This window comes from Streptomyces sp. NBC_01508, assembly GCF_045040315.1.
Lineage (GTDB): Bacteria > Actinomycetota > Actinomycetes > Streptomycetales > Streptomycetaceae > Streptomyces.
In genome coordinates, this window is the sequence record NZ_CP109419.1 from 171849 (window position 1) to 193824 (window position 21976).

At 71.5% G+C, this 21976-nt stretch carries 16 protein-coding genes; 7 read left to right on the top strand and 9 right to left on the bottom strand.

Features of this window, described 5'->3' with window-relative positions:
• Positions 1-381: 381 nt before the first annotated feature.
• The 4 genes from OG700_RS00840 to OG700_RS00855 all read right to left on the bottom strand — a co-directional run bounded on the left by OG700_RS00840 (position 382) and on the right by OG700_RS00855 (position 5649).
• The gene (locus OG700_RS00840) at positions 382-1389 is read right to left on the bottom strand and encodes a DUF2510 domain-containing protein (RefSeq protein ID WP_405607305.1); all 1008 of its coding nucleotides are present in this window, start codon (positions 1387-1389) and stop codon (positions 382-384) included.
• A 63-nt stretch (positions 1390-1452) separates the two neighbouring features.
• On the bottom strand, positions 1453-2838 hold the full coding sequence (locus tag OG700_RS00845; RefSeq protein ID WP_405607308.1) for a carboxyl transferase domain-containing protein: 1386 nt from the start codon (positions 2836-2838) through the stop codon (positions 1453-1455).
• 4 nt (positions 2839-2842) lie between these two features.
• On the bottom strand, positions 2843-4315 hold the full coding sequence (locus OG700_RS00850; RefSeq protein ID WP_405607311.1) for an acyl-CoA synthetase: 1473 nt from the start codon (positions 4313-4315) through the stop codon (positions 2843-2845).
• A 53-nt stretch (positions 4316-4368) separates the two neighbouring features.
• Positions 4369-5649, bottom strand: a complete 1281-nt coding sequence (locus OG700_RS00855) for an SLC13 family permease (RefSeq protein ID WP_405607314.1) — start codon at positions 5647-5649, stop codon at positions 4369-4371.
• Between the two features lie 171 nt (positions 5650-5820).
• Between OG700_RS00855 and OG700_RS00860 the strand changes: the two genes are divergently transcribed.
• The 3 genes from OG700_RS00860 to OG700_RS00870 all read left to right on the top strand — a co-directional run bounded on the left by OG700_RS00860 (position 5821) and on the right by OG700_RS00870 (position 7790).
• Positions 5821-6528: a FadR/GntR family transcriptional regulator gene (locus OG700_RS00860; RefSeq protein WP_405607317.1), complete on the top strand. Its 708-nt coding sequence runs from the start codon at positions 5821-5823 to the stop codon at positions 6526-6528.
• Positions 6529-6866: 338 nt separating this feature from the next.
• The gene (locus OG700_RS00865; protein ID WP_405607320.1) at positions 6867-7508 is read left to right on the top strand and encodes a histidine phosphatase family protein; all 642 of its coding nucleotides are present in this window, start codon (positions 6867-6869) and stop codon (positions 7506-7508) included.
• A gap of 30 nt (positions 7509-7538) precedes the next feature.
• Entirely contained in the window at positions 7539-7790 is a 252-nt protein-coding gene (locus tag OG700_RS00870) for a hypothetical protein (RefSeq protein WP_405607323.1), read from the top strand.
• A 164-nt stretch (positions 7791-7954) separates the two neighbouring features.
• Here the strand turns inward: OG700_RS00870 and OG700_RS00875 are convergent, their stop codons facing one another.
• Positions 7955-9112 (bottom strand): fatty acid desaturase family protein, encoded by a 1158-nt coding sequence (locus tag OG700_RS00875; RefSeq protein ID WP_405607326.1) that lies wholly within the window; start codon positions 9110-9112, stop codon positions 7955-7957.
• Between the two features lie 440 nt (positions 9113-9552).
• Between OG700_RS00875 and OG700_RS00880 the strand changes: the two genes are divergently transcribed.
• The 3 genes from OG700_RS00880 (at position 9553) to OG700_RS00890 (ending at position 13537) form a co-directional block, all read left to right on the top strand.
• Complete coding sequence (locus OG700_RS00880; RefSeq protein ID WP_405607329.1) at positions 9553-10308, top strand: TetR/AcrR family transcriptional regulator; 756 nt, start codon at positions 9553-9555, stop codon at positions 10306-10308.
• A 49-nt stretch (positions 10309-10357) separates the two neighbouring features.
• Entirely contained in the window at positions 10358-11956 is a 1599-nt protein-coding gene (locus OG700_RS00885; protein WP_405621356.1) for an MDR family MFS transporter, read from the top strand.
• 204 nt (positions 11957-12160) lie between these two features.
• The gene (locus OG700_RS00890; protein WP_405607332.1) at positions 12161-13537 is read left to right on the top strand and encodes a cytochrome P450; all 1377 of its coding nucleotides are present in this window, start codon (positions 12161-12163) and stop codon (positions 13535-13537) included.
• Positions 13538-13654: 117 nt separating this feature from the next.
• On the opposite strand, the gene OG700_RS00895 is transcribed toward OG700_RS00890, so the two are convergent.
• The 4 genes from OG700_RS00895 to OG700_RS00910 all read right to left on the bottom strand — a co-directional run bounded on the left by OG700_RS00895 (position 13655) and on the right by OG700_RS00910 (position 21432).
• Positions 13655-17146 carry a phosphodiester glycosidase family protein gene (locus OG700_RS00895; protein ID WP_405607335.1) on the bottom strand — a complete coding sequence of 1164 codons (3492 nt, stop codon included), beginning with the start codon at positions 17144-17146 and terminating at the stop codon, positions 13655-13657.
• A gap of 225 nt (positions 17147-17371) precedes the next feature.
• Positions 17372-19084 carry a SpoIIE family protein phosphatase gene (locus tag OG700_RS00900; RefSeq protein ID WP_405607338.1) on the bottom strand — a complete coding sequence of 571 codons (1713 nt, stop codon included), beginning with the start codon at positions 19082-19084 and terminating at the stop codon, positions 17372-17374.
• 147 nt (positions 19085-19231) lie between these two features.
• Positions 19232-19879, bottom strand: a complete 648-nt coding sequence (locus OG700_RS00905; protein ID WP_405607341.1) for a TetR family transcriptional regulator — start codon at positions 19877-19879, stop codon at positions 19232-19234.
• Positions 19876-21432: an MFS transporter gene (locus OG700_RS00910; protein ID WP_405607344.1), complete on the bottom strand. Its 1557-nt coding sequence runs from the start codon at positions 21430-21432 to the stop codon at positions 19876-19878. The genes OG700_RS00905 and OG700_RS00910 overlap by 4 nt, the downstream gene beginning before the upstream one ends.
• Positions 21433-21667: 235 nt before the next feature.
• On the opposite strand from OG700_RS00910, the gene OG700_RS00915 reads away from it, so the two are divergent.
• Positions 21668-21940: a chaplin gene (locus tag OG700_RS00915; RefSeq protein WP_405607347.1), complete on the top strand. Its 273-nt coding sequence runs from the start codon at positions 21668-21670 to the stop codon at positions 21938-21940.
• The last annotated feature ends 36 nt before the right edge of the window (positions 21941-21976 follow it).

A 21976-nucleotide genomic window follows, 5' to 3' on the forward strand; every position in this document is an offset into this window, starting at 1 on the left:
CGACAAGAGGACGCCTCGGGGCGGAATTCCACCGGGCGTCGGAGGCCGGGAATCGGCGGCGAAGTTGCTAGCCGTGGCCGTGCAGGGCGTGGCACAGCGCGCACGAGGCCTGTCGCAGGCCTTCCGTCGCAGCGTGTGTATTACCCATGAGTGCAGTGTACGTCCCAGGGACCGGTCCCGACTCCGGTCCGTCCCATGGCCGGTCCGTCCTCAATCGCCGGACGGGCTTCATATGCGGCCCGTCCGGCGATTGAGGACCACCGGCACACGTGGGGAACGCCGACGGCCGGTGGCCGGTCGTGATGACCGGCCACCGGCCGTGGGGCGTTCCCCACGTCTTGCCCTGCCGCCACCGCACAAGGGGCGCGCGGCGGCCCGTTCTCAGACCTTCTGGCCCGCGCCGGCGCCGCCTCCGCCCGCCGCGACCTTGATGCCGCCGGTGATCTCGTCCATCACGGGCAGCTTGGGTGCCTTGTCGTTGATGTCGAATCCGGAGCGCACGATGATCAGCATGTCCTGCGCGCCGGGGGCGGGCGACGGGAAGGCCAGTGACTGCACGTACCCGTCGTCGCCCTTGCCGGTGACGACCTTCCACCGCACGACATAGCCCTTCTCGCCGGCGACGGTCACCGCCTCGGACTTCAACTCCTCGTGCGAGGTGATCTCTCCGTAGCTCTTGCCGCCGTAGGACTCCTCGGCGTTCTTCTTGATGTCCGCCTCCGCCGCCGCCTTGGCGGTGGTGGCCTTGATCTCCAGTGCGATCGCCGGAACGGAGTTCACCCCGCCGCGTACGCAGGACTGGTCCGGGCTTCCGGGGCACGGGTGCTCCCCGGTGCTCACTCCGGCGCCGACCGGGCCCGACTGGCCGGACCAGCCATCCGGTACCGGGATGCTGATGCCGCTGGCCATGTCGGTGGCGTAGCCGTCCTCGGTCGGTACCTCCTGCTGGGGTGCACCGTCCTCGCCGCCGTCACCACCGCCTCCGTCGGGCGCGTCGGGGCCGCCCGGCGACTGCGATTCGCCCGGCGCCGGTCGTTCCTGACCGGGCTTGCCGGGCCCGGTCGAGGGAGTCGAACTCGCCTTGTCCGCCGAGCTGTCGCCGCCGTCCCGGAGGAGGAGGAAGCCTCCGACGACGGCCAGCACCACCACGGCCGCGGTGGCGGCGAGGGCGATCCGCCGGCCGCGGCCGCCAACTTTCGGTGGCGGCGCCGCCGGATAGGGCGGCATGCCGCCGGGCGCGCCCGTTCCGGCAGGCGCGCTCCAGGCCGCGGCCGAGTCGGAACGGACCATGTCGGTCCAGGCCGATCCGTCCCACCACCGTTCCTGAGGCGGGCCTTCACCTTCGTGTCCTGGGTCCGGATACCAACCGGGCGGAGTCGTCTGCGTCACGGACTCACCATAGGCATATGGTCCGACAAAGCTGGTGAGAGACCCATGAGAAATCGGCGGACCTCACGTCCCGGCAGGTGGCACGATTCCCCGGATCACCCCCAGCGCCAGCAGGTCCTGGGGGCGCAGCTTCAGTTGACCGGCCGTGGCGCGGGTCTCCTCGGGGGGCCGCTTGAGGATGGCCGTCGCCTGTTCGGGCGCGATGACGGAGAAGTAACTGTCCGGCGTGGCCCAGGTGTTGCCCGGCGCCGCCAGCGCCAGCGCTCCGCCGGAACCGCCTTCGCCGATCAGCAGGCTGGTGACGGGCACGCGGGCGGTGGCCACGGCGGCGAACAGCTCCGCGATCGCGCCCCCCGCTCCGGACCGTTCCGCCTCGGCGTCGTTGGCGGCGCCGGGGGTGTCGACGAGCGTGAGCACGGGCAGCCCCAGCCGGTCGGCGAGCCGGATCAGCCTGGCCGCGGTGCGGTAGCCGGCCGGGAGGGTCGCGGTGCCGCACTGGGCGGCGTACGCGACCGTACGGCCCTCGCGTACGCCGAACCCGCAGAGTGTTCCGGGGTCGGTGCCGCCGGCGCGATCGCCACTGATGGACTCGCGGCCGGTGAAGTACGCGGCCAAGTACGCCTCGGCGCGCGGGCGTCGGGGGTCGCGGGCCAGGCTCACCGCGCCCCAGCCGGTGGCGGGCGGTGCGGCGTGACCGAGTGCGGCGGGCGGCTCGGCGGCGGCCAGGGGGGCGGGGCCGCCGTCCGGGGTGGCGGCCCCGGTACCGCCACCGGTCAACAGCGCCAGCCAGCGGCCGACGGTCTCCCGCAGCTCCTCCTGCCGTACCACCGCGTCGATATGACCGGCCGTCAGCTGCGCCTCGGCCGTGTACGCGGACGGGTCGGCGTCGGGCGGCCGTACCCGCGAGCCCGCGAAGCCGATCTGAGCGCCGGGCAGGGCCAGGATGACATCGGCGCCCGCGCCGAGGGTGGCCCAGCCGCCGCCCGTCGTCGGGTCGCGCAGCACCGCGATCTGGGGCAGTCCGGCCGCCCGGTTCAGGGCGGACTGCCGTGCCACGCGCTGGAGTTGGAGCAGCGCGAGCATGCCTTCCTGCATGCGGCTGCCGCCGGTCGCGATCAACGAGACGACGGGCAGCCGCCGTTCGCGGGCGTGGGTGTACGCGGCCTCCAGCCGGTCACCGGTCCGCTCCCCCAGCGATCCGCCGAGGAAGCCGAACTCGAAGGAGATCAGGACCGCTTCGGTGCCGCCGACGCGTGCGGTGCCGCAGATGACCGACTCGTCCTCGCCGGTGCGCGTCGCCGCGCGGGCGCGGGACTCGTCGTACCCCTGCCAGGCGAGGGGGCCGTCCGGGGCGGCGGTGTCCGTCGGCGTGGGCAGTTCGGTGAAGGCGGCGGGGGCACCCTCCGCGGTCGCTCCGGTGAGGGAGGCGACCGCCTGTCGTGCGCTCATCCGCTCAGCCACGGAGCGCCCGCTTCATGATCTTGCCCATGTCGTTGCGGGGCAGCGCGTCCAGATAGCGCACGGCGCGCGGCCTCTTGTGCGAGGCCAGCTGGGCCCCGACGTGCGCCGCCAACTCCTCGGCGGACGGCGGGGCGTCGGCCCGTACGGGAACGATCCAGGCGACGATCCGCTCCCCCAGATCCTCGTCGGGCTCCCCGGTGACGGCCGCCTCCCGTACCGCCGGATGCTCCAGCAGCACGTTCTCGATCTCCCCGGCGCCGATCTTGTAACCACCGCTCTTGATCAGGTCGGTGGCCTTGCGGCCGACGATACGGACATAGCCGTCGGGGTCGCGGATCGCCATGTCGCCGGTACGGAACCAGCCGTCGTCGAAGGCGGCCTCGGTGGCGTCGGGGCGGTTCAGGTACTCGCTGAAGAGGTTCGAGCCGCGCACCTGGATCTCACCGACGGTGTCGCCGTCGTACGCGGTGATCGCGGCGCCCGCCTCGTCGACCAGCCGCAGCTCCACCCCGTCCAGCGGAACGCCGACGGTGCCGGCGCGCGGTTCGCCGTCCGCGCGCACACTCGTGTTCATCAAGGTCTCCGTCATCCCGTAGCGCTCGATGACGCGGCGTCCGGTGGCCGCAGCGATGCGCTCGTGGTCGTGGACGGGCAGCGCGGCCGATCCCGACACCAGCAGGCGCGCGCCCGCCAGCGCCTTGGCGAGCGCGGGGTCGTCGGCGAGCGCCTCGGCGATGCGGTGGTACATCGTCGGTACGCCGAAGAGCATCGTGGCTCCCGAGGACAGCTCGCGCGCCACACCGTCCGTACTGAACCTGCCGAGATGGCGCACCGAGCCGCCCCGGCGCAGCGGGCCGAGGATGCCCAGGATCAGACCGTGGACGTGGAAGAGCGGCAGCGCGTGGACGAGGACGTCGGCCTCGGTCCACTGCCAGGCGTCCTCCAGCGCGTCCAGCGTGGCGGCGACGGCGCGGCGGGGCAGGACGACGCCCTTGGGAGGTCCGGTGGTGCCCGAGGTGTAGACGATCAGCGCGGGTGATTCCGGGGACGGCTCGGCGGGGGGCGGCGCGCCGTGGCCGGCCTCGTCCGTGGCACCGGTGACGTCGGTCGGGTCGGTGACGTCGGTGTCCAGGCGTGGCAACCGGGCCAGGACCGGGGGAAGTTCGACCCCGCGCTCGGCGAGGACGAGGGCCGGCGAACTGTCCGTCACGATGTGCGTCAGTTCCCGCTCGCCCGTCTTGGGGTTCACCGGCACCACGGGCACAGCCGCCAGCAGCGCGGCCACCACGCCCACCGCCGTACCGAGGGTGGGTGTGGCCCAGACGGCGACCCGTGGCGCACCGGTGATCCGGGCGGCCAGGGCGCCCGCCGCGGCGGCCAGTTCGGCGTGGCTCAGGGTTTGGTCGCCGAAGTGGAGTGCGGGCCGGGCGGAACCCGCCGCCAGGGCCGGGAAGAGAGGGGACACGCGTCGTTCTCCTTGCTGTCGACGAGTTCTGACCGGTCGTCCGGGTGACTGGATCATCCGAAGCCCGGCACCACGAGCACGAGCCAGACGGCCGCGGGTACCACCGCCACCACGATGCCTCCGTACACCATCAACTGCCGGAAGAAACGCTCCCGGTCGACGTCGGGTGCGGCGGCCAGCACCAGGGCGCCGTTGGTGGAGAAGGGGCTGACGTCCACGACCGTGGCCGAGACGGCGAGCGCGGCGATCATGCCGACCGCCCCGATCTCGCCCTGGGCGAGGAACGGCACGGCGAGCGGGATGAGCGCGCCCATGATGCCGACGGAGGACGCGAAGGCGGAGATGATGGCGGCGATGTAGCAGAGCAGGACGGCGGCGAGCAGCGGGACGCCGATGTCGCCGACGGCGTTGCCCGCGTAGTCGATGGTGCCCATCTCCTCCAGGACCCCGACGTAGGTGAGGACACCGCAGATGAGCAGGACGGTCGGCCAGGCGACCTCGCCGACGGCCTTGCGGCTCGCGTCGGGCCAGAAGGCGCTCAGGATGACGGCGAGGGTGATGGCGGAGAGTCCGGCGTCCAGGTCGAAGACGAGTACGGCGGCGACGAGCGCCGCGAGGGCTGTCAGCGTGGCGGTACGGGCGGGAGTGAGGCGTGCGGCGTCGGCCGCCAGGTCGCCCGCGGTGCTGCCGTCCTTGCCGTCGCCGTCGCCTTCGGTACCGAGGTCACGGCCCCTCAGCTTGAGCCCGCCGAACAGGACGAACACCACAGCCGCGATGATCAGGTTGACGACGAGCGAGGCGAAGAACAGGACGAGTTCGTTCCCCGGCAGGTTCTCGCGCTCCACCACGCCGTTGACGATCGAGCCGTAGATGCTGATCGGCGAGAAGCCGCCGGCCTGGGCGCCGTGCACGACCAGGGCGCCCATCAGCAGCGGGCTGATCCCGTAGCGCGCGGCGAAGCTCAGCGCGATGGGCGCGACGATCGCGACGGCCGCCGGGCTGACGGCACCGATCGCGGTCAGCGCCCCGGTTATCGCGAACATCACCCAGGGGATCAGCGCTATCCGGCCACGTACGAGCCGGATCGCGGCGTGCACCAGCCAGTCCGTGGTGCCGTTGGCGCGGGCGATGGCGAAGAGGTACGTGACACCGACGAGCACCACGAACAGGTCACCGGGGAATCCGGCGAAGATACCGTCCGCGTCCAGGTCGGCGACGAGTTCGCCGACTCCGAAGGCGGCGGCGAAGGCGAGCGCGCCCATGTTGATAGAGCGGGTCGTGGCGATCACGAAGACGACCACAAGTACAAGGATCGAGATCAGTTCGGCGGACATCGGGGGGCTCCCGTCCCTGGGGCCGTTGATTACTGGCCAAGCGGTATTGGCCAAGTGGCTGGACCACTTTGGACACCGGCCCACCGGGGCGTCAAGGGATTCGACAGGAATTGGCTCAGCCACTTTTTCGCCCAATGTTAGGCTGCGAACGACCAGTTATGGGGGGTTCGTATGTCCGACGCACTGCGGCCGATGGCCCGGCCGCGACTGTACGAACAGGTCCTCGACAGGCTCCGCCACCATGTGGCGCAGGACGGCCTGCGGGCCGGCGACCGACTGCCGCCCGAGCGCGAACTCGCGGGGCGGCTCGGCGTCAGCCGCGCGTCCGTGAAGCAGGCGATCGTGGTTCTCGAAGTGCAAGGCCTCGTCGAGGTACGGCACGGCGGCGGCACCTATCTCGTACGCGACAGCCTCGACGCCGAGCCGGTCGAACGGCTCGTGGAACGCAAACGGCGGCTGCCCGACGTACTGGAGGCGCGCGAGGCGCTGGAGACCAAACTCGCCGAACTGGCCGCCGAGCGCCGCACGACGGACGATCTGACCGCGATGCGCGACGCGCTCGGTCATATGGCCGACGAGATCGAGGCGGGCGGTCCCGGCGTGGAGGGCGACCGGCTCTTCCACGCCGCCGTGACGGCGGCGGCCCACAGCGGTCTGCTGGCCGAGTTCATGCGCTCCATCGCCGAGCAGATCGCCGAGAGCCGCAACGAGTCGCTGCGCCAGCCGGGCCGCCCCCAGCGCTCCCTCACCCAGCACCGGGCGATCCTCGAAGCGATCGAGGCACAGCGCGGCAAGGCGGCGGCGACGGCGATGCGCCGCCATGTACGGACGGTGGCGAAGGTACGCCTGCTGGACTGGAATCCGGGCGACGGGGTCTGAGCGGGACGCGGGCCGCCCCCCGACAGCGAGGAGCCCCGGCTGGTTCGGGGGATGGACCAGCCGGGGCCGTTCAACGTGGTCGCGGAGTCGTCACTTTCCCCTCCGCGACCACATATGGATGAACGCTCAACCACAGCGACGCGTTCCCTCACGCCTGGTGGGAGCCTGTGAGCCCCGCCACGGGGCGCGCCCCCGGGCGCACGGGGCCCGCGTGATGGGATCGTGGAGCCGGACCGGCGGGAGAGCGGTTTCGCCGCACGCCGGACCCCCAGCACGAACGCGGCACAGACGCGGCACGGACGCGCCACGAACCCCGCACGAACGAACGGATAGCACCCATGGGCGAGTTGATCCTCATCAGACACGGCGAGACCGAGTGGTCGCTGTCCGGACAGCACACCAGCCACACGGATCTGCCGCTGACCGCCCACGGCGAGAACCAGGCCCGCGCGCTGGTCCCCCTGCTGGCCGACCGCCGGATCAGCCTGACCCTGGTCAGCCCCCTGGCGCGGGCTCGCCGCACCGCCGAACTCGCCGGGCTGCGGTCCACCCGTATCAATCCCGACCTGCACGAATGGGACTACGGCGGATACGAGGGCGTGACCACCGAGGAGATCCGCCGCACGCGCCCGGACTGGAACCTCTGGACGGACGGCACCACACCGGGCCCCGGCGACAACCCCGGCGAGAGCCCGTCCGACGTCAGCGACCGGGCCGACCGGGTGCTCGCCGAGGTCCGCGCCGCCGCCGGGCGGGCCGGCGACGAGGACATCGCCCTCGTCGCCCACTCCCACTTCCTGCGGGTGCTCACCTCCCGGTATCTGGGGCTCACCGCGGCCGAGGGCGCGCTGTTCCAGCTGGAGACGGGGACGGTGTCCCGGCTCGGCACCGAACACGGCAACCCGGTCGTCACCGCCTGGAACCTGGCGCTCCCCGAGAGCCTGCTGCGCACCGTCCAGGATCTGCCGCACAGCACCTGACGGCAGACCGCGCTCCTCCGCCGAGTCGACGTGTCACTGCCACCGGGAGAGCCCTCGGAGCGGGAACCGACCGACGAGGACGGCCACCTGCTGAAAGTGCGACAGGCCGGCAGCAAGGGCTGCCGGCCTGTCGCACTGCTGAATCCGGACATCAACGCGTCCGGACTGATCACCCTGCCCGAGGAGAAGCGGGCGTCGTACCGCCTACGCGCCTTCGTCCACGGCGAACGGTCCAACGTCGTTCATCACACGACGGGTTCGGACCCGTCGGCCAGGGCCTAGGGTGTTTCGTTTGGATCAGGCCGGATGAGGGAGCGGGGTCTGGTGCCGTGGATCGCGAGGCGGAGGAGGGAGGCATGGCGGGAGCCGTGCCTTCCCTTCCGCCGTCAACGCGGCGAGGCGCGGTGCCAGGGACCGCGAGCCCGGCAAGATCCAAACGAGAGGCCCTAGGCGTCGACCTTGACGTCGGCCTTGGTCTCGGCACCAACGCCGGTCTCGATGTCCGCCTTCGCGGCCACCGACGCCCTGATCGGGGCACCCGCGTCGTGCAGGCTCCGCAGCGCCTGGCTGTACGAGGTGATCAGGCTGGTCTCCAGATAGCTGACACCCAGCTCCTCGCAGTGCTGCCGGACGATCGGCTGTGCCTCGCGCAGCTGCGGCGACGGCATGTTCGGGAACAGGTGGTGCTCGATCTGGTAGTTGAGCCCGCCGAGCGCGATGTCGGTGAACCAGCCGCCGCGCACATTGCGCGAGGTCAGCACCTGACGCCGCAGGAAGTCCGGACGGTCGTCGCCGCTCAGGGTGGGCATTCCCTTGTGGTTGGGCGCGAAGATCGAGCCCAGGTAGAGACCGAACAGGCACTGGTGGACGGCGAGGAACGCGATCGCCTTGCCGGGCGGCAGCACCACGAACAGCGCGCCCAGGTAGAGCGCGAAGTGCGTGAAGAGCAGGATGCCCTCCGAAGTCCGCTGCTTCAGCGAGCGGTTGGCCAGCGCGCGCACACCGGCGACATGCAGATTGAAGCCCTCAAGGGTGAGGAGCGGGAAGAACAGGAAGGCCTGCGAGCGGCCGATGAGTCGGGGAAGTCCCCTGGCGGCCTTGGCCTGCCCCTGCGTCCACACGAGGATGTCGGGGACGACGTCCGGGTCCAGCTCCTCGTGGTTCGGGTTGGCGTGGTGCCTGGAGTGCTTGTCCTGCCACCAGCCGTAGCCCATGCCGATGCCGAGGTTTCCGGCGATCTTCCCGGCGCGCACACTGGCCTTGCGCAGCCGGAAGACCTGACGGTGGCCCACGTCGTGCGCGACGAGCGCGACTTGGCCGAAGACCACGGCGAGGAAGGCGGCGACGGCGAGCGTCCACCAGCTGTCGCCGACGAGCGCGAAGGCGACCCAGCCGGCGGCGAAGAGGCCGGTGACGATGCTCATGCGCAGGGCGTAGTACCAGGGCCGACGGCGCATCAGACCGGCCGCGGTGATCTTCTTGGAGAGGCGCGCGAAATCGCTGCCCGACTCCTTGCGGGCCTGCTCCGCGGCCGCACCCGCGAGATCGGCGCCCGGTTCCGGTACCGCGGAATCCTCCACGGTACGGACGGTGTTGACTGACATACGGCCACGCCTTTCGAATGTGTCACGACCGTGTGCCGGTGTATGACGGCTCGGCAGGCAGGGTGGCTGGTGAGGGCACAAGCCAAGGGGGACGGCGCTGCCGGTCGTGGACGGGTGGGCAACTGCATCACACAGCTCGATCGCTGCGTGCGGTTGGACGTGGTCCACTCCGGCGACGCGACAACTGGGTATGGCCGCTGCGAATGCCGCTGACATCCTCACCTGAGGACCAGTGCTGCTGCCCACACTCAATGGGACAGCGGGATAGTCAGGGGCTGGGGCCTCCTGACAGTCAGTGTAGCCTGCGCGGGAATTGTGCTGCTTACACTGCGCCGACAATCGTCCGCAAACGGTTTCTGAACAGCGCGGATACGGATCCGAGGGTCGTTCGGCGCGGCCCGGTCCCGATTAATTTTGCAGAGACTGCACATTTGCATATCATGCAAAGTGTGACGACCAAGGGCGCCGGAGCAGGTCTCCGGGAACGCAAGAAACAGGCCACGCGGGCGGCGCTGAGCGAGGCGGCCGTACGGCTCGCGGCCGAGCACGGCGCGGAGAACGTCACCGTCGAGGCCATCAGCAAAGCCGCCGGTGTCTCCTCCCGGACGTTCTTCAACTACTTCGACAGCCACGACGACGCGTTCGTCATGATGGACACGCGGATCGGGGAACGGGTCCGGCACGCGGTACGCGACGCCCCCGCCGAGCTGTCCCCCCTCGACGCGGTACGCGAGGCCATGGCCGGCGAGCTGGCCGATGTCGAGCAACGGCACGAGGTGTGGAGCCTGCGCGCCAAGGTCCTCCAGAAGTCCCCGCATCTGCTGGCCCGGGGGCTCGGCCTGCACATGGCCGAGGAACTCGACCTGGCACGGACGATCGCGCGCCGGCTCGACCCCGGCGGCGGTTCGAAGAGCGGCCCGGGTGGCGACGATGCCTCCCGCACCGTCGACGGCCCCGGTGCCGACGATGCCCCCGGGACCGACGCCTGTGCCGACATCGGGCTGTACCCCCGGCTGCTCGCCGCCGTCGCCGGCACGGCCGTACGCGTCTCCGTCGAGCACTGGTACTCCCAGTCCCCGCCGATCGCGTTCCCCGACATCTTCCGGGACGTCTTCACGCACCTGTCCGCCGGGCTGCGTCAGCCGCCCGCACAGACCGACGACCGTCCGTCCGACGGCCGTTCCACGGAATCATAAGAAGGCCACCTTGACCGCAATCGAGGCGCCCGACCAGGCGCCCACCTCCATGACCAACCGGCAGATACTCCAGGCCATGTCCGGGCTCATGGCCGGCATGTTCGTCGCCATCCTGGCGGGCACCGTGGTGGCCAACGCGCTGCCGCGCATCATCACCGACCTGGGCGCCAGCCAGTCCGCGTACACCTGGGTCGTCACCTCCGAACTGCTCGCGATGACCGCGACGGTGCCCCTGTGGGGCAAGCTCTCCGACCTCTACAACAAGAAGCTGCTGCTCCAGCTCTCGCTCGGCATGTTCATCGTCGGCTCCCTGCTTGCCGGGTTCTCGCAGGGCGTCGAACTGCTCATCTTCAGCCGCGTGATGCAGGGCATCGGCGCCGGCGGTCTGACCGCGCTCGCGCAGGTCGTGATGGCGGCCGTGATCCCGCCGCGCAGGCTGGGCAAGTACGCCGGCATCTTCGGCGCGGTGTTCGCCGTCGGCACCGTCGCGGGACCGCTGGTCGGTGGTGTCATGGTCGACACCTCGTGGCTGGGCTGGCGCTGGTGCTTCTTCATCGGTGTGCCCTTCGCGCTGATCGCGATCGCGCTGCTCCAGCGCACGCTGCACCTGCCCACCGTCCGCAGGGACGTGAAGATCGACTACCTGGGCGCGTTCCTGATCGTCGCCGGTGTCTCCGCGATCCTCATCTGGACCTCGCTGGCGGGCAACCAGTTCGACTGGGCGTCCTGGCAGACCGGTGTGCTGACCGGCGGCGGTGTGCTGCTGCTCGTCGCCGCGGTCTATGTCGAGGCGCGGGTACCGGAACCGGTCATCCCGCTCACCATCTTCCGCAACCGCACCGTCACGCTCACCACGATCGCGAGCCTGCTCGTCGGTGTCGCGATGTTCGGCGGCACCGTCTTCCTCTCGCAGTACTTCCAGATCGCGCTCGGCAAGTCGCCCACCGTGGCGGGGCTGATGGGCCTGCCGATGATCCTGGGTCTGCTCGTGTCGTCCACCGTCGCGGGCCAGCTCATCAGCGCCACCGGCAGGTGGAAGGCCTACCTCGTCGCCGGCGCGATCATCATGACCGCCGGTCTGGCGATGCTGTCGACCATCGACGCCGACACCGGCTTCGGACTGCTCAGCCTCTACATGGCCATTCTCGGCGTCGGCGTCGGCCTGCTGATGCAGAACCTGGTCCTCGCGGCCCAGAACGACGTCCCCGCCGCCGAGTTGGGCGCCGCCACCTCCGTACTGTCGTTCTTCCGCAGCATGGGCGGCACGATCGGCACCAGCGTCCTGGGCGCGATCCTCGCCAACCGGGTGGCTTCCGAGCTGGCCAAGAGCCCGGGCATGGAGGGCGGGGCGTCCGGCGGATCGAGCCACGCCGTACCGGACATGACCAAACTCCCCGCGCCGGTACGGGAGATCGTGGAGAACGCGTACGGTCTGGCGACCGCGGACCTGTTCCTGGTGGCCGCCCCGGTCGCCGCGCTGGCGCTGGTCGCCGTGGTGTTCATCAAGGAGAAGCCGCTGAAGACGACCAGCGGCATGGAACGGCTCGCCGAGGAGGCCAAGCAGGCGGCGGTGGACGGCGACACGCCGTACGAGCAGCCGTCCGACAAGCCGTTCGACAAGCCGTCCTCACCGACGCCGGTGAGCTGAGTCCGGCAGGACGGTCCGAGGGCGGTCGTTCCCCTGTCGCCATTGGCGGCGGGGGGAACGACCGCCCTCGTCCATGCCGACGGCGCGGACCGTGTCCGTGCGATCACGGGCGGCCGAATGTCGTCTGGCGCCCGCCGCCCGCGGCGGCTTTGCTGATGACCGTACGGAACATCGGTACGCCGCCCCCAGCGCCAAGGACTCCAGATGACCACGGGTACGTCTTTCCCGACCGGCCATGGCACTCCCGCACCGGGCCCCTCCGCCACGCCGGTGCCAGGCCCCCGGCAACTGCCCCTGATCGGCAATCTCCCGGCCTTCTCCCGCGACCCGCTCGGCTTCTTCGCCCGGCTGCGCGGTCACGGCGACGTCGTCTCCTGGCGGCTCGGCCCGCAGCGCGCGCTGTTCCTGTCCCAGCCGGAGCACATCGGGGAACTGCTCACCAAGGTCGAGACCGGCTACCGCCACCCCGAACTGGGCTGGGCGTTCAAACTGGTGCTCGGCGAGGGGGTCGTCACCTCGGAGGGCGCCGCGTGGCGGCGCAAGCGCGCGCTGGTCCAGCCGGTGGTCCGCCCCCGCCAGGTCCGGGCCTACGCGGACACCATGACCGACTGCGCGTCCGCGCTGGCCGACACCTGGCAGCCGGGCCAACACATCGACGTACGGCGGGAGATGCTGGGCCTCACGCAGCGCATCGCCGTACGCGCCCTCTTCGGCACCGACACCGCGGGCCGCGAAGACACCATCGGCCCGGCCATGGATGTCGCGCAGGCGGCCATCGGCGACGAGTTCCGGGGTCTCACGCTGTTCCTGCCGCGGTGGATCCCGACGCCGGGGCGGCAACGGCTCAAGAAGGCCGTCGCGGTCATCGACAGCGAGGTGAACCGGGTGACCGAGGAGCGGCACCGCGACGGCGCGGACCGCGACGACCTCCTCAGCAGACTGCTCGCCGCCCGCGACGAACAGGGCGACCGGCTGACCGACAAAGAGATCCGGGACGAGGCCGTCACCCTCTACATCGGGGGCCACGAGACGACCGGTACGACACTGACCTGGGCCTGGTACCTGCTCTCGCGCAACGCGCAGGCGCGGGAGCGTCTGGCCGGAGAGCTGGCCACCGTGCTGGAGGGCCGCACGCCGGGGTTCGACGACTTCAAGGAGCTTCGCTGGACCGAGCAGATCATCAGGGAGACGCTGCGTCTCTACCCTCCCGTGTGGCTGATGACGGTGATCGCGAAGGACGGCTCCACGCTGGGCGGGCGGCGGGTTCCGGAGGGAACGGTGCTCTGGGCGAGCCAGTGGAGCGCGCAGCGCGACGAGCGGTGGTTCCCCGAGCCCGACGCGTTCCGGCCCGAGCGGTGGGACGAGGGGGCGCGGCCCGTGCCGGACCACGCGTGGTTCCCGTTCGGGGGCGGCGCCAGGGCCTGTCTCGGCGCGCGCTTCGCGACGGTCGAGGCGGTGCTGGTCCTGGCCACGCTGGCGCAGCGGTTCCGTCTCGACCTGGACCCGGGCGAGATCACCCCGAAGACGGGCCTCACGCTCCAGCCGGGCCGGCCGGTGGGCGCGACACTCGGGACCGCGTGACACCGGGCTCCGGCCTGTCGCAATCGCCGGACGGGCTTCAAGCCCGTCCGGCGATTGAGGACAGAGCGCAGCAGCCCGTCCGGCGATCGAGGACTCACCGGCTCCGGAGTGCCCCGGTTACGCGGCGGGCCGCTCCGCCGCCCCCGTCGCCCCCGTCGCGATCCGGATCTCCGCCCGTTCCGTCACGCCGTTGACCGTCACCGCGAGCGTGACCGCCCCGCGCCGCAGCGCGGTGAGCGTCCCGGTGGCCGGGTCGTACGCCGCCACGTCGCGACGGCTCGCCCCGTCCGGGTCACCGATGTGCACGTTCGCCGAGCCCGTCCAGTCCGCGCTCATCGGGAAGCCGACCGGGACCTCCCTGGTCCCCTGGGTGACGGTCGCGGTGACCGCCGCCTCGTGTCCTGGCTCCAGGGTCGCGGGCGCGTCGAGCGCCAGCGCGTCGGTGTGCGCACGCGTCTGTACGGAGACCCAGTCGGGCCCGCCCTCCCACGGCTCGCGCCGGGCCTCGGACTGTTCGCCCTTGGACACCTTGTCGACGCCGACGAGCGACCAGCCGGTGAACCCGCCCTCGTCGGCCGGGGCAGCCGGGTTCTTCCCGGAGTTGCCGTTGATCAGATACGGGACGCCGTCGACGCGCGAGGCGTCGAAGACCCCGACGTGGCTGCCGATGAAGCCGGCGCCCTTGCCGGTCGTACGGCGGAACTCGGCGAGCCAGTTCTCCAGCAGCGCCGCCTCCTTGCGGTCCCCGAGCTGGCTGCCCTTCTGCACGGTCGGGTCGCGCGGCGGCACATGCTCGATGACCATCACCGAGCTGACTCCGGCGTCGTCGGCCGCCGCGTCCAACTGGGCGCGCAGGGCCTTGATCTGGTCGAAGCCGCCGCCGCGCAGGGAGAGGCTGGAGGTGTCGAGCGTGACGAAGCGTGTGCCGCCGTGGTCGAACACCCGCCGCGCGGGGCCGAATTCACCGACGAAGTTGTCGATCTTGCCGCCCATCACCTCGTGGTTGCCCGGCACGTAGTACCAGGGCACCGCGTCTCCCAGCTCCTCGGTGAGCACAGTCCGGGCGAAGGCGAGGTCGGCGGGCGAACCCTCGTCCACCAGGTCGCCGTTGACGACGAGGAAGTCGGGCTTCGCCGCCTTGATCTCGCGCAGTGTGCGGCGGGCCTGCCGCACGATCGCGCTGTCCGGCTCGCGGGCCACGAACTGTGCGTCGGACATCACGGCGAACTGCCAGTCCCGGCGCTCGGTCTCGGCCGCCGGGTCGATCAACGGGTCGGCCGCGGGCCGCTGTTCGGGCAGGTCGACGGTGGGTGGCACCTGTGCCGTCAGACCGTCGATCACGATCTCGCCGGTGTACCGCTTGTCGGCCGCGGTCTCCGCGAGATAGAAGCGGAACACGGACAGCGGCATCGCGGCCCCCTGCGGCACGGCGAAGGTCACCTGCCGCCAGCCGGTCCAGGTGATGTACGGCCCCCGGAGCAACTGGTCAGATCCGGCGGCGTCCTTGAGATGCAGCGTCGGCCAGGCGCCCTTCCCGTCTCCCTTGATCCACATCGTGAAGGACTGCGGCTGACCGGGCACGGTGATCCGCTGCGGCGGGCTCGCGTACGCGGCGCGGGTCGCCGTCGAGAGGCCGAAGTCGTAGGTGAGCTTCAGGCCGGTGCCGGTCTGCCCCTCGGGTGTGGCCGCGACCGAACCGGCGGCGCGGGCGTGGCTGAACTTCCAGTTGGCGGCGTCGTCGAAGGCCGAGACCGGCTGCTCCTCAAGTCCGACGCTCACCGCGAGGGCGGTGCTGAAGCCGTCGACGGTGGCCGTGATCCGTCCGGCGCCACCGCCGGTCCGGGAGGTGACGGTGAAGGCGCCCTTGCCGTCGTCGGCGATCGTGAACAGGGCGCGGTCGTACTCCAGCTTCACGTCGCGCGGCTCCACGGGCGCGGAGGCGCCGTGCGCGTCGAGACCGACGATGCCGAACGTGCCGGTCGCCCCGCCGTCGGCGAGAGAGACGCGGGTGGTGGTCGGCCGGATCCGCGCGAGGTCGTCGAGGACCGTCAACTCGACGGACCCGTCCGCCCGTCCGCGTTCCGCGTGGACCTCGGTGGTACCGCTGCGACGGGCGGTGAACAGCCCGTCGTCGTTCACCCGGCCGACCGACGACCGTTCGGTGCGCCAGCGCGGGTCGCCCTGCGCGGGGCCGTACGTCTCGTCGTAACCGGCCGCGGTGAGTGAGCGCGTCAGTCCGGGGAAGACGCGTTCGGGGTGGCCGCCCTTGACCGGGTCGTCCCCGGGCGCGGCCGACGCGGGCGTCCGGGTGTCGACCCAGAAGCCGTCGAGGCGTCCGCTGCCGTCGGGCGCGGTGAGGGCGAGCCCGTTGGGCACGGTGCGTTCGCTGCCGTCGGACGGCGCGTTCTCCACCTTCAGTGCGTCGCTGCCGGGTGCGCGGGCCACGAGCGTGGACGAGCCTCCGCCGTCGAGGTTGAGCGCGCTGTACGCGCCGGCCCGCTTCATCATCACGGCCAGCTCGGTGAGGGTGACACCGCCGCTGTCGGCCTGCCGGCCGTCGACGGTGATGACCCGCATCTCGCTGCCGTCCTTGGTGAATCCGACGGCGGTGCGGGGCGCGGCGGTGTTGTTGCCCTGGCCCTCGTGGTTCTGCGCCACGCCGTCGACCACCAGGAGCTCACGTCCGCCCACGGCGGTGCGCGGCACGGGTCCGCCGTTGGTGCGCGGGCTGTACTCCATGGCCACCGGGTCGCCGGGGCGCAGCGCCTTGAGCTGTACGGCGCCGGCCTCCCGCCCGACCAGGACGGTGGTGCCGGGCTCGATCGGACCGGTGCCGGGTGTGTCGGCGACGGTGACGACCTTGCCGTCCCGTACGGCCACCTCGGCGACGGGTGTCGCCGTGTCCACGGTGAGCGCGCGGTTGGCCCGGCCCCACGCGGCGGTGTACGCGCCGATGCCGCCGGCCGGCACGTTCGCGGCGTTGTACGCGGCGAGGGGGTGCGGTCCGGTGGGCAGTGTCAGGGTGCCGTCGAAGTACAGCTCCAGGACACGCCCGGCGTTCTCGGGGCCGATGCCGACGGCCCGGTTGGCGCCGGCGGCGGGCGACTGGGTGAGGGCGCCGTCCTTGATGCCGGCTCCCTGCGGCGCGCCGGTCTCGTTGATGTCGAAGAAGTCGGCGTTGATGGCGGCGACGGTGCGGCGGCCCTTGCCGGGGTCGTGCCCGGCGGCGAGTTCGGAGACGCTGCGGCGGTCGGCGACCGTGCCCGACGAGAGGTAGTCGGCCCGGACGCCGCCGTCGAGGTCGACCGACAGCGCGTCGACGCGCAGCCATTTGTCGGATTCGAGGCGGTCGTACGAGGTGAGGCTGACGCCCGGCGCGACGGGGCGGGAGTTGCGCGCGGTCTCGATGCCGTCGCCGTCCACGACGGATCTGGGGGTTCCGGCCGGTGTGCTGGCCGGTGGCGGCGCGACGGGACGCAACACCTCGGCGGCGTTGCGTGGACGGGGGTCCGGGGTCGAGTCGGCGACGGACGGGGTGATGGCTCCCGTTGTCAGTGCGGTGACCGCCGCGAGCAGCACGACGGATCGGCGGGCAATGCCTGGGCCCACAAGTTCTCCTGTAGTACGGGTGGTTGGCGCGGATAGAAAGCGCTGTCAGCCGCCCAGCATCGCTGGGTGCGCTCCGGTTCGCCAGAGGTTCGGGGACACGTCGGGGAGAACAGGGGGCAACGTGGAGGTGACATGGGGCGCCCGTCGCGGTGACGGCGCCCCCGCCGAATCACCTGATGATGCGTCAGAAAGTGTCGGGGGAAGCCCAGATCGGCCGGCGGGCGGTCACGTGTCGTGCGGCGCGGGGTCCCAGCGCATGAGCAGCAGCGCCATGTCGTCGCCGCCCCCGCCGCGCTCCCCCACTGTGTCGCCGAGGCCGTCCGCCAGCTCCTGGATGCCGCCGGGTCCGTCCCGCACGGCTCGTGCCAGCCGGTCGAGTCCTTCGTCGAGCGTGGCTCCCGGCCGCTCCACCAGTCCGTCGGTGTGGATGAGGAACGTCTCGCCGGGCGCGAGGGTCGTCCGGGTGACCGGGTAGTCGGCGCCGCCGCGCCGGTCGGCACCGTTCGCGATCCCGAGCGGCAGCCCGCCCTCCGTGTCGACGACGACGCACGAGCCGTCGGCGCACCGCACCATCGGTTCGAGATGTCCGGCGCGGACGATCTGGAGCGCTCCTGTCGACAGGTCGACTTCCGCGTATGTGCAGGTGGCGAAGCGGTCGGTGTCCAGCTCGTGGAGGAAGGTGGACGCGCGGGCCATCGCCGTCGCGGGCGGGTGCCCCTCGGAGACGTACGCCCACAGCGCGATCCGCAGCTGCCCCATCACCGCGGCGGCGTCCGTGTCGTGGCCCTGGACGTCGCCGATCATCAGGCCGACCCGGCCGCCGGGCAGCGGGATCACGTCGTACCAGTCGCCGCCGATGTCCCGTCCGGCCCTGGCCGCGCGGTAGCGGACGGCGATCCGGGCGCCGGGGACGTCGGGGACGCGGTGCGGCAGCATGGCCCGTTGCAGGCTCTCGGCGAGATCGTGCTCCTGCTCGAAGAACATCGCGCGTTGCAGGCTCTGTGCGATGCTGCCGCTGAGGGTGACCAGCAGATTGCGCTCCTCGCCGGTGAAGCCGCCGTGCCGGGAGTAGAGCATGCCGAGCGCGCCGATGGTTCTGCCCTGGACGATCAGGGGCAGATAGGCGCCCGAGGCCACCGGGAGGTGCTGGATGTGGTGCCAGAGCGGCGGGAAGTGGCGCCGGAACTCCTCACGCGAGGTGATGTAGCGGGGCCGTAGCGTGCGGACGACCTCGCTCATCGGGAATCGCGCGTCGATCCGCGTGTACTGGAGCTCCGGGACGTACAGCCCCAACCGCCCCTCCGTGACGGTGTGGACGCGTCCGTTCTCGACGACGCCGAGCATCACGCTCACCGCGCCTAGGCTGCTGAGCGCCTCGGCGTCCTTGAGCGCGTCGGTGACCTCCGCCACGGTGGTCGCGCGGGCCAGCAGGGTGGTGATCCTGCGGACCATGCCGGTGAGGCGGCGCCGGGTCTCGACGAATTCGGTGCGCTTCGCCGCGTCGTCCAGCTCCCGGGTGGCGTCGCGCACGATACCGATGACCCGGTACGCGGTGCCTTCCGTGTCGCGTACGAGATGGCCCTGGGTGTGCAGCCAGCGGCGTGATCCGTCGCGGCAGCGGATCCGGAAGTACGCCCCGTAGACGTCGGTGCCGTTCTCCAGCGCCCGCCGGATCAGGGTGTCCAGCCGCCCCAGCTCTTCGGGCGGCACGCGGTTGGCGACGGCCATGTTGCCGTCGTACTCGTCGGGGCGCAGGTCAAACACGTCCAGGGCTGCGGGGTCCAGACGCATGTACTCGCTGGGGATGTGGATGTCGAAGCTGCCCATGCGGTTGTACGCGAGGGTGAGGCCGGGGCCGGCGGGCCGGTGCGGGTCGGACCGCCGGGGCTCTTCGGGCCGTTCGGGGAGGGGAAGGCCGGGTGGCGGTTCGACACTCACGGGCCTGCCCCTCTTCCCAGTCGCGGGCACGGCGGGTCGGTTCGTTGTGTTCCTTCTGCTGTCAATTGTGTGCGCGGTACCGGCACGGACCGCAAGCGGACGGGACATGCCGGGGCCGCGGGAACACTCACGGACGCTCGCGAAGGCTCAGTGACCGGCTTCGCCGGGCTCCAGGTCCGGGACGTCGGGAAGCCCGGTGATCAGCCGCTGGAGGGCGGGCGCGTAGAGGTCCGCCAGCAGCTCGGGGGTGGCCTCCTCGCCGGCGCCGGGGCGGTGGAGGCTGAGGGTGGCGCCCAGCCCGAGGAGCTGGCCGGTGATCAGCTCCGCCCTCAGCTCACGCCGCTGCCCGCCGATGAGACCGGCCAGCCGGGCGGTGACCTGCTCGCGGAAGCGCTCTCGCAGGAGGGTCCGCTCGTCCATGTTGCCGAGGGAGAACACGACGCGCAGCAGGGGGTCGGAGTGGTTCTCACGCCGCAGCCGGACCATGGTCAGCACAAGGTGCCTGCCGAGGTCGGCGGGCGGCACGGCGAAGAGCTTGTCCGCGGCCGGGCCGAAGTCGGCGACGGTGTTGAAGAGCCGTTCCTTCGTACCGAAGCGTTTGACGATGAGCGAGGCGCTGACACCCGCGTCGGCGGCGATGCCGCGCATGGTCACCTCGGCGTACGGGCGCTGGGTGAACGCGCGGCGCGCGGCACGCAGAATCGCGAGACGGCCGGTACCGGGGTCCGCGCCCGCGCCGGGGTCGTTCGTTCCGCCGGGGTCCGTCGTCCCGTCCGCCGCATGTCCGGTCCTCACGCGCCCTCCTCGGCGAACGTACGGCTTGCCGTGTGCTCCCGCTCCCGCTCCTTGCCGACGGTACCCGGCTCGGCCGCCGCCGCGCGGCCCGGCAGGCACAGGGTGACCGCCAGGGCGAGCAGGGCCGCGCCGGCGGCGACGAGGAAGACCAGCAGATAGGCGTGGAGGGTGGGCGCGGTACGGCCGCCGGCCTGGAAGGTGATATTGGCGAGTACGGCGGCGACCACCGCGCTGCAGAACGCCTGTCCCACGGACCGCATCAGGGTGTTGAGGCCGTTGGCCGCGCCGGTCTCGCCCGCCGGTACCGCGCGCATGACGAGCGCGGGCAGGGCGGAGTAGGCGATGGCGGTGCCCGCCGCGACGACGGTCGCGCCGCCGACGATCGGCCACAGGCTGTGGCTGGTGAAGAAGCGCACGACGTACCCGACGGCCATCACGGCGGCGGCGAGCGCCAGTGCCGTCTTGGGGCCGTACTTCGCGGAGATCCTGGCCGACACGGGCGACAGCGCCACCATCGCGAGACCACCGGGGAGCAGGCACAGTCCGCCGACGACGATGGAGGCGCCGAGCCCGTAGCCGGTGCTCGTGGGCTCCTGCACCATCTGCGCGGTGACCAGGGAGTTGGCGTAGAAGGCGAAGCCGATGAGGAGGGCGGCGATGTTCGTCAGGAGTACGGCGGGGCGCGCGGACACCCGCAGGTCGACCATGGGGGACGTGGTGCGCAGCTCGTACGCACCCCAGAGCGGACCGACGGCGAGCGCGGCCAGGAGCAGGCCGACGGTGCGCACCGAGGTCCAGCCCCAGTCCGCTCCCTGGGTGACGGCCAGGAGCAGGCAGACGAGGGTGGCGGACAGGCCGAGGGTGCCGATGACGTCGAACCGGCCGCGCGAGCGCAGGGGCGACTCCGGGACGCACCACAGGACGAGCAGGATGTCGACCACTCCCAGCACGGCGGAGGCCCAGAACATGGTGTGCCAGTCGAAGTTCTGGACGACGAGGGCGGCGACCGGCAGTCCGACGGCGGCGCCGATCCCGAGGGTCGAGCTCATGAGGGCGACGGAGGACAGCAGCCGTGCGGGCGGGAGTTCGTCGCGCATGATGCTGATGCCGAGCGGTACGACGGCGAGCGCCGCGCCCTGGAGCGCCCGGCCGGCGATCAGCACACCGATGTGGGAGCTGACGGCGCACAGGACGGAACCGGCGACAAGCACACCGAGCGAGGCGACGAGAACCTTGCGTTTGCCGTACATGTCGCCGACGCGGCCGAGTACGGGGGTGAAGACCGCGCCCGTCAGCAGCGTGATCGTGACGAGCCAGCTCGCCGCGGCGGGTGTGCTGCCCGTGAGGGCGGGGACGTGCGGCAGCAGGGGGACGACCAGCGTCTGCATCACGGCGACCACGACGCCGCAGAAGGCCAGCACCGCGACGAGGAAGCGGCGGCGCCGCCCTTCCACGGACTCAGGTCCAGGTCCTGGTCCAGGTCCAGGTGCCGGTGCCGGTCCAGGTGCCGGTCCCGGCTCCGGCTCCGGCTCCGGTATGGCTGCTGCGGACATCTGCTCTCCGTTGTTCTGCGGTTGTTCCGGGGCGGTGGCCTCCGCGGAACCGTCGCAGTCACGGAGGGGGTGCACAAACGTTCGCCCCGAGGGTAAACACCTGTGCACCCCTTTGTCGCATGCTGATTCCTCACCGATTGACTCAAATTCGTTACCGAGGGTGAGTTTGCGCGTTGAACGTGTGTGAAGGCCGCACATCGTGCGGCTGTGCTCGAAACGTTCAAGGAGAATCTTGATGTCGCGTATTGCCAAGGCAGCTGCTGTTCTCGTCGGCACGGGCGCCGTGCTGGCCGGCGGTGCCGGTATGGCCGCCGCCAACGCCGGTGCCGAAGGCGCGGCCGTCGGTTCGCCCGGCGTCCTGTCCGGCAACCTGGTCCAGGTGCCCGTGCACGTCCCGGTCAACCTCTGCGGCAACACCGTCAACGTGATCGGTCTGCTCAACCCGGCGTTCGGCAACACCTGCGTCAACGCCGACGCCGGTCACCACGGCGGCGGCTACGGCCGCTGAGCCTCCGGCACCAGGGGACGCACGTTCCCGGCGTGC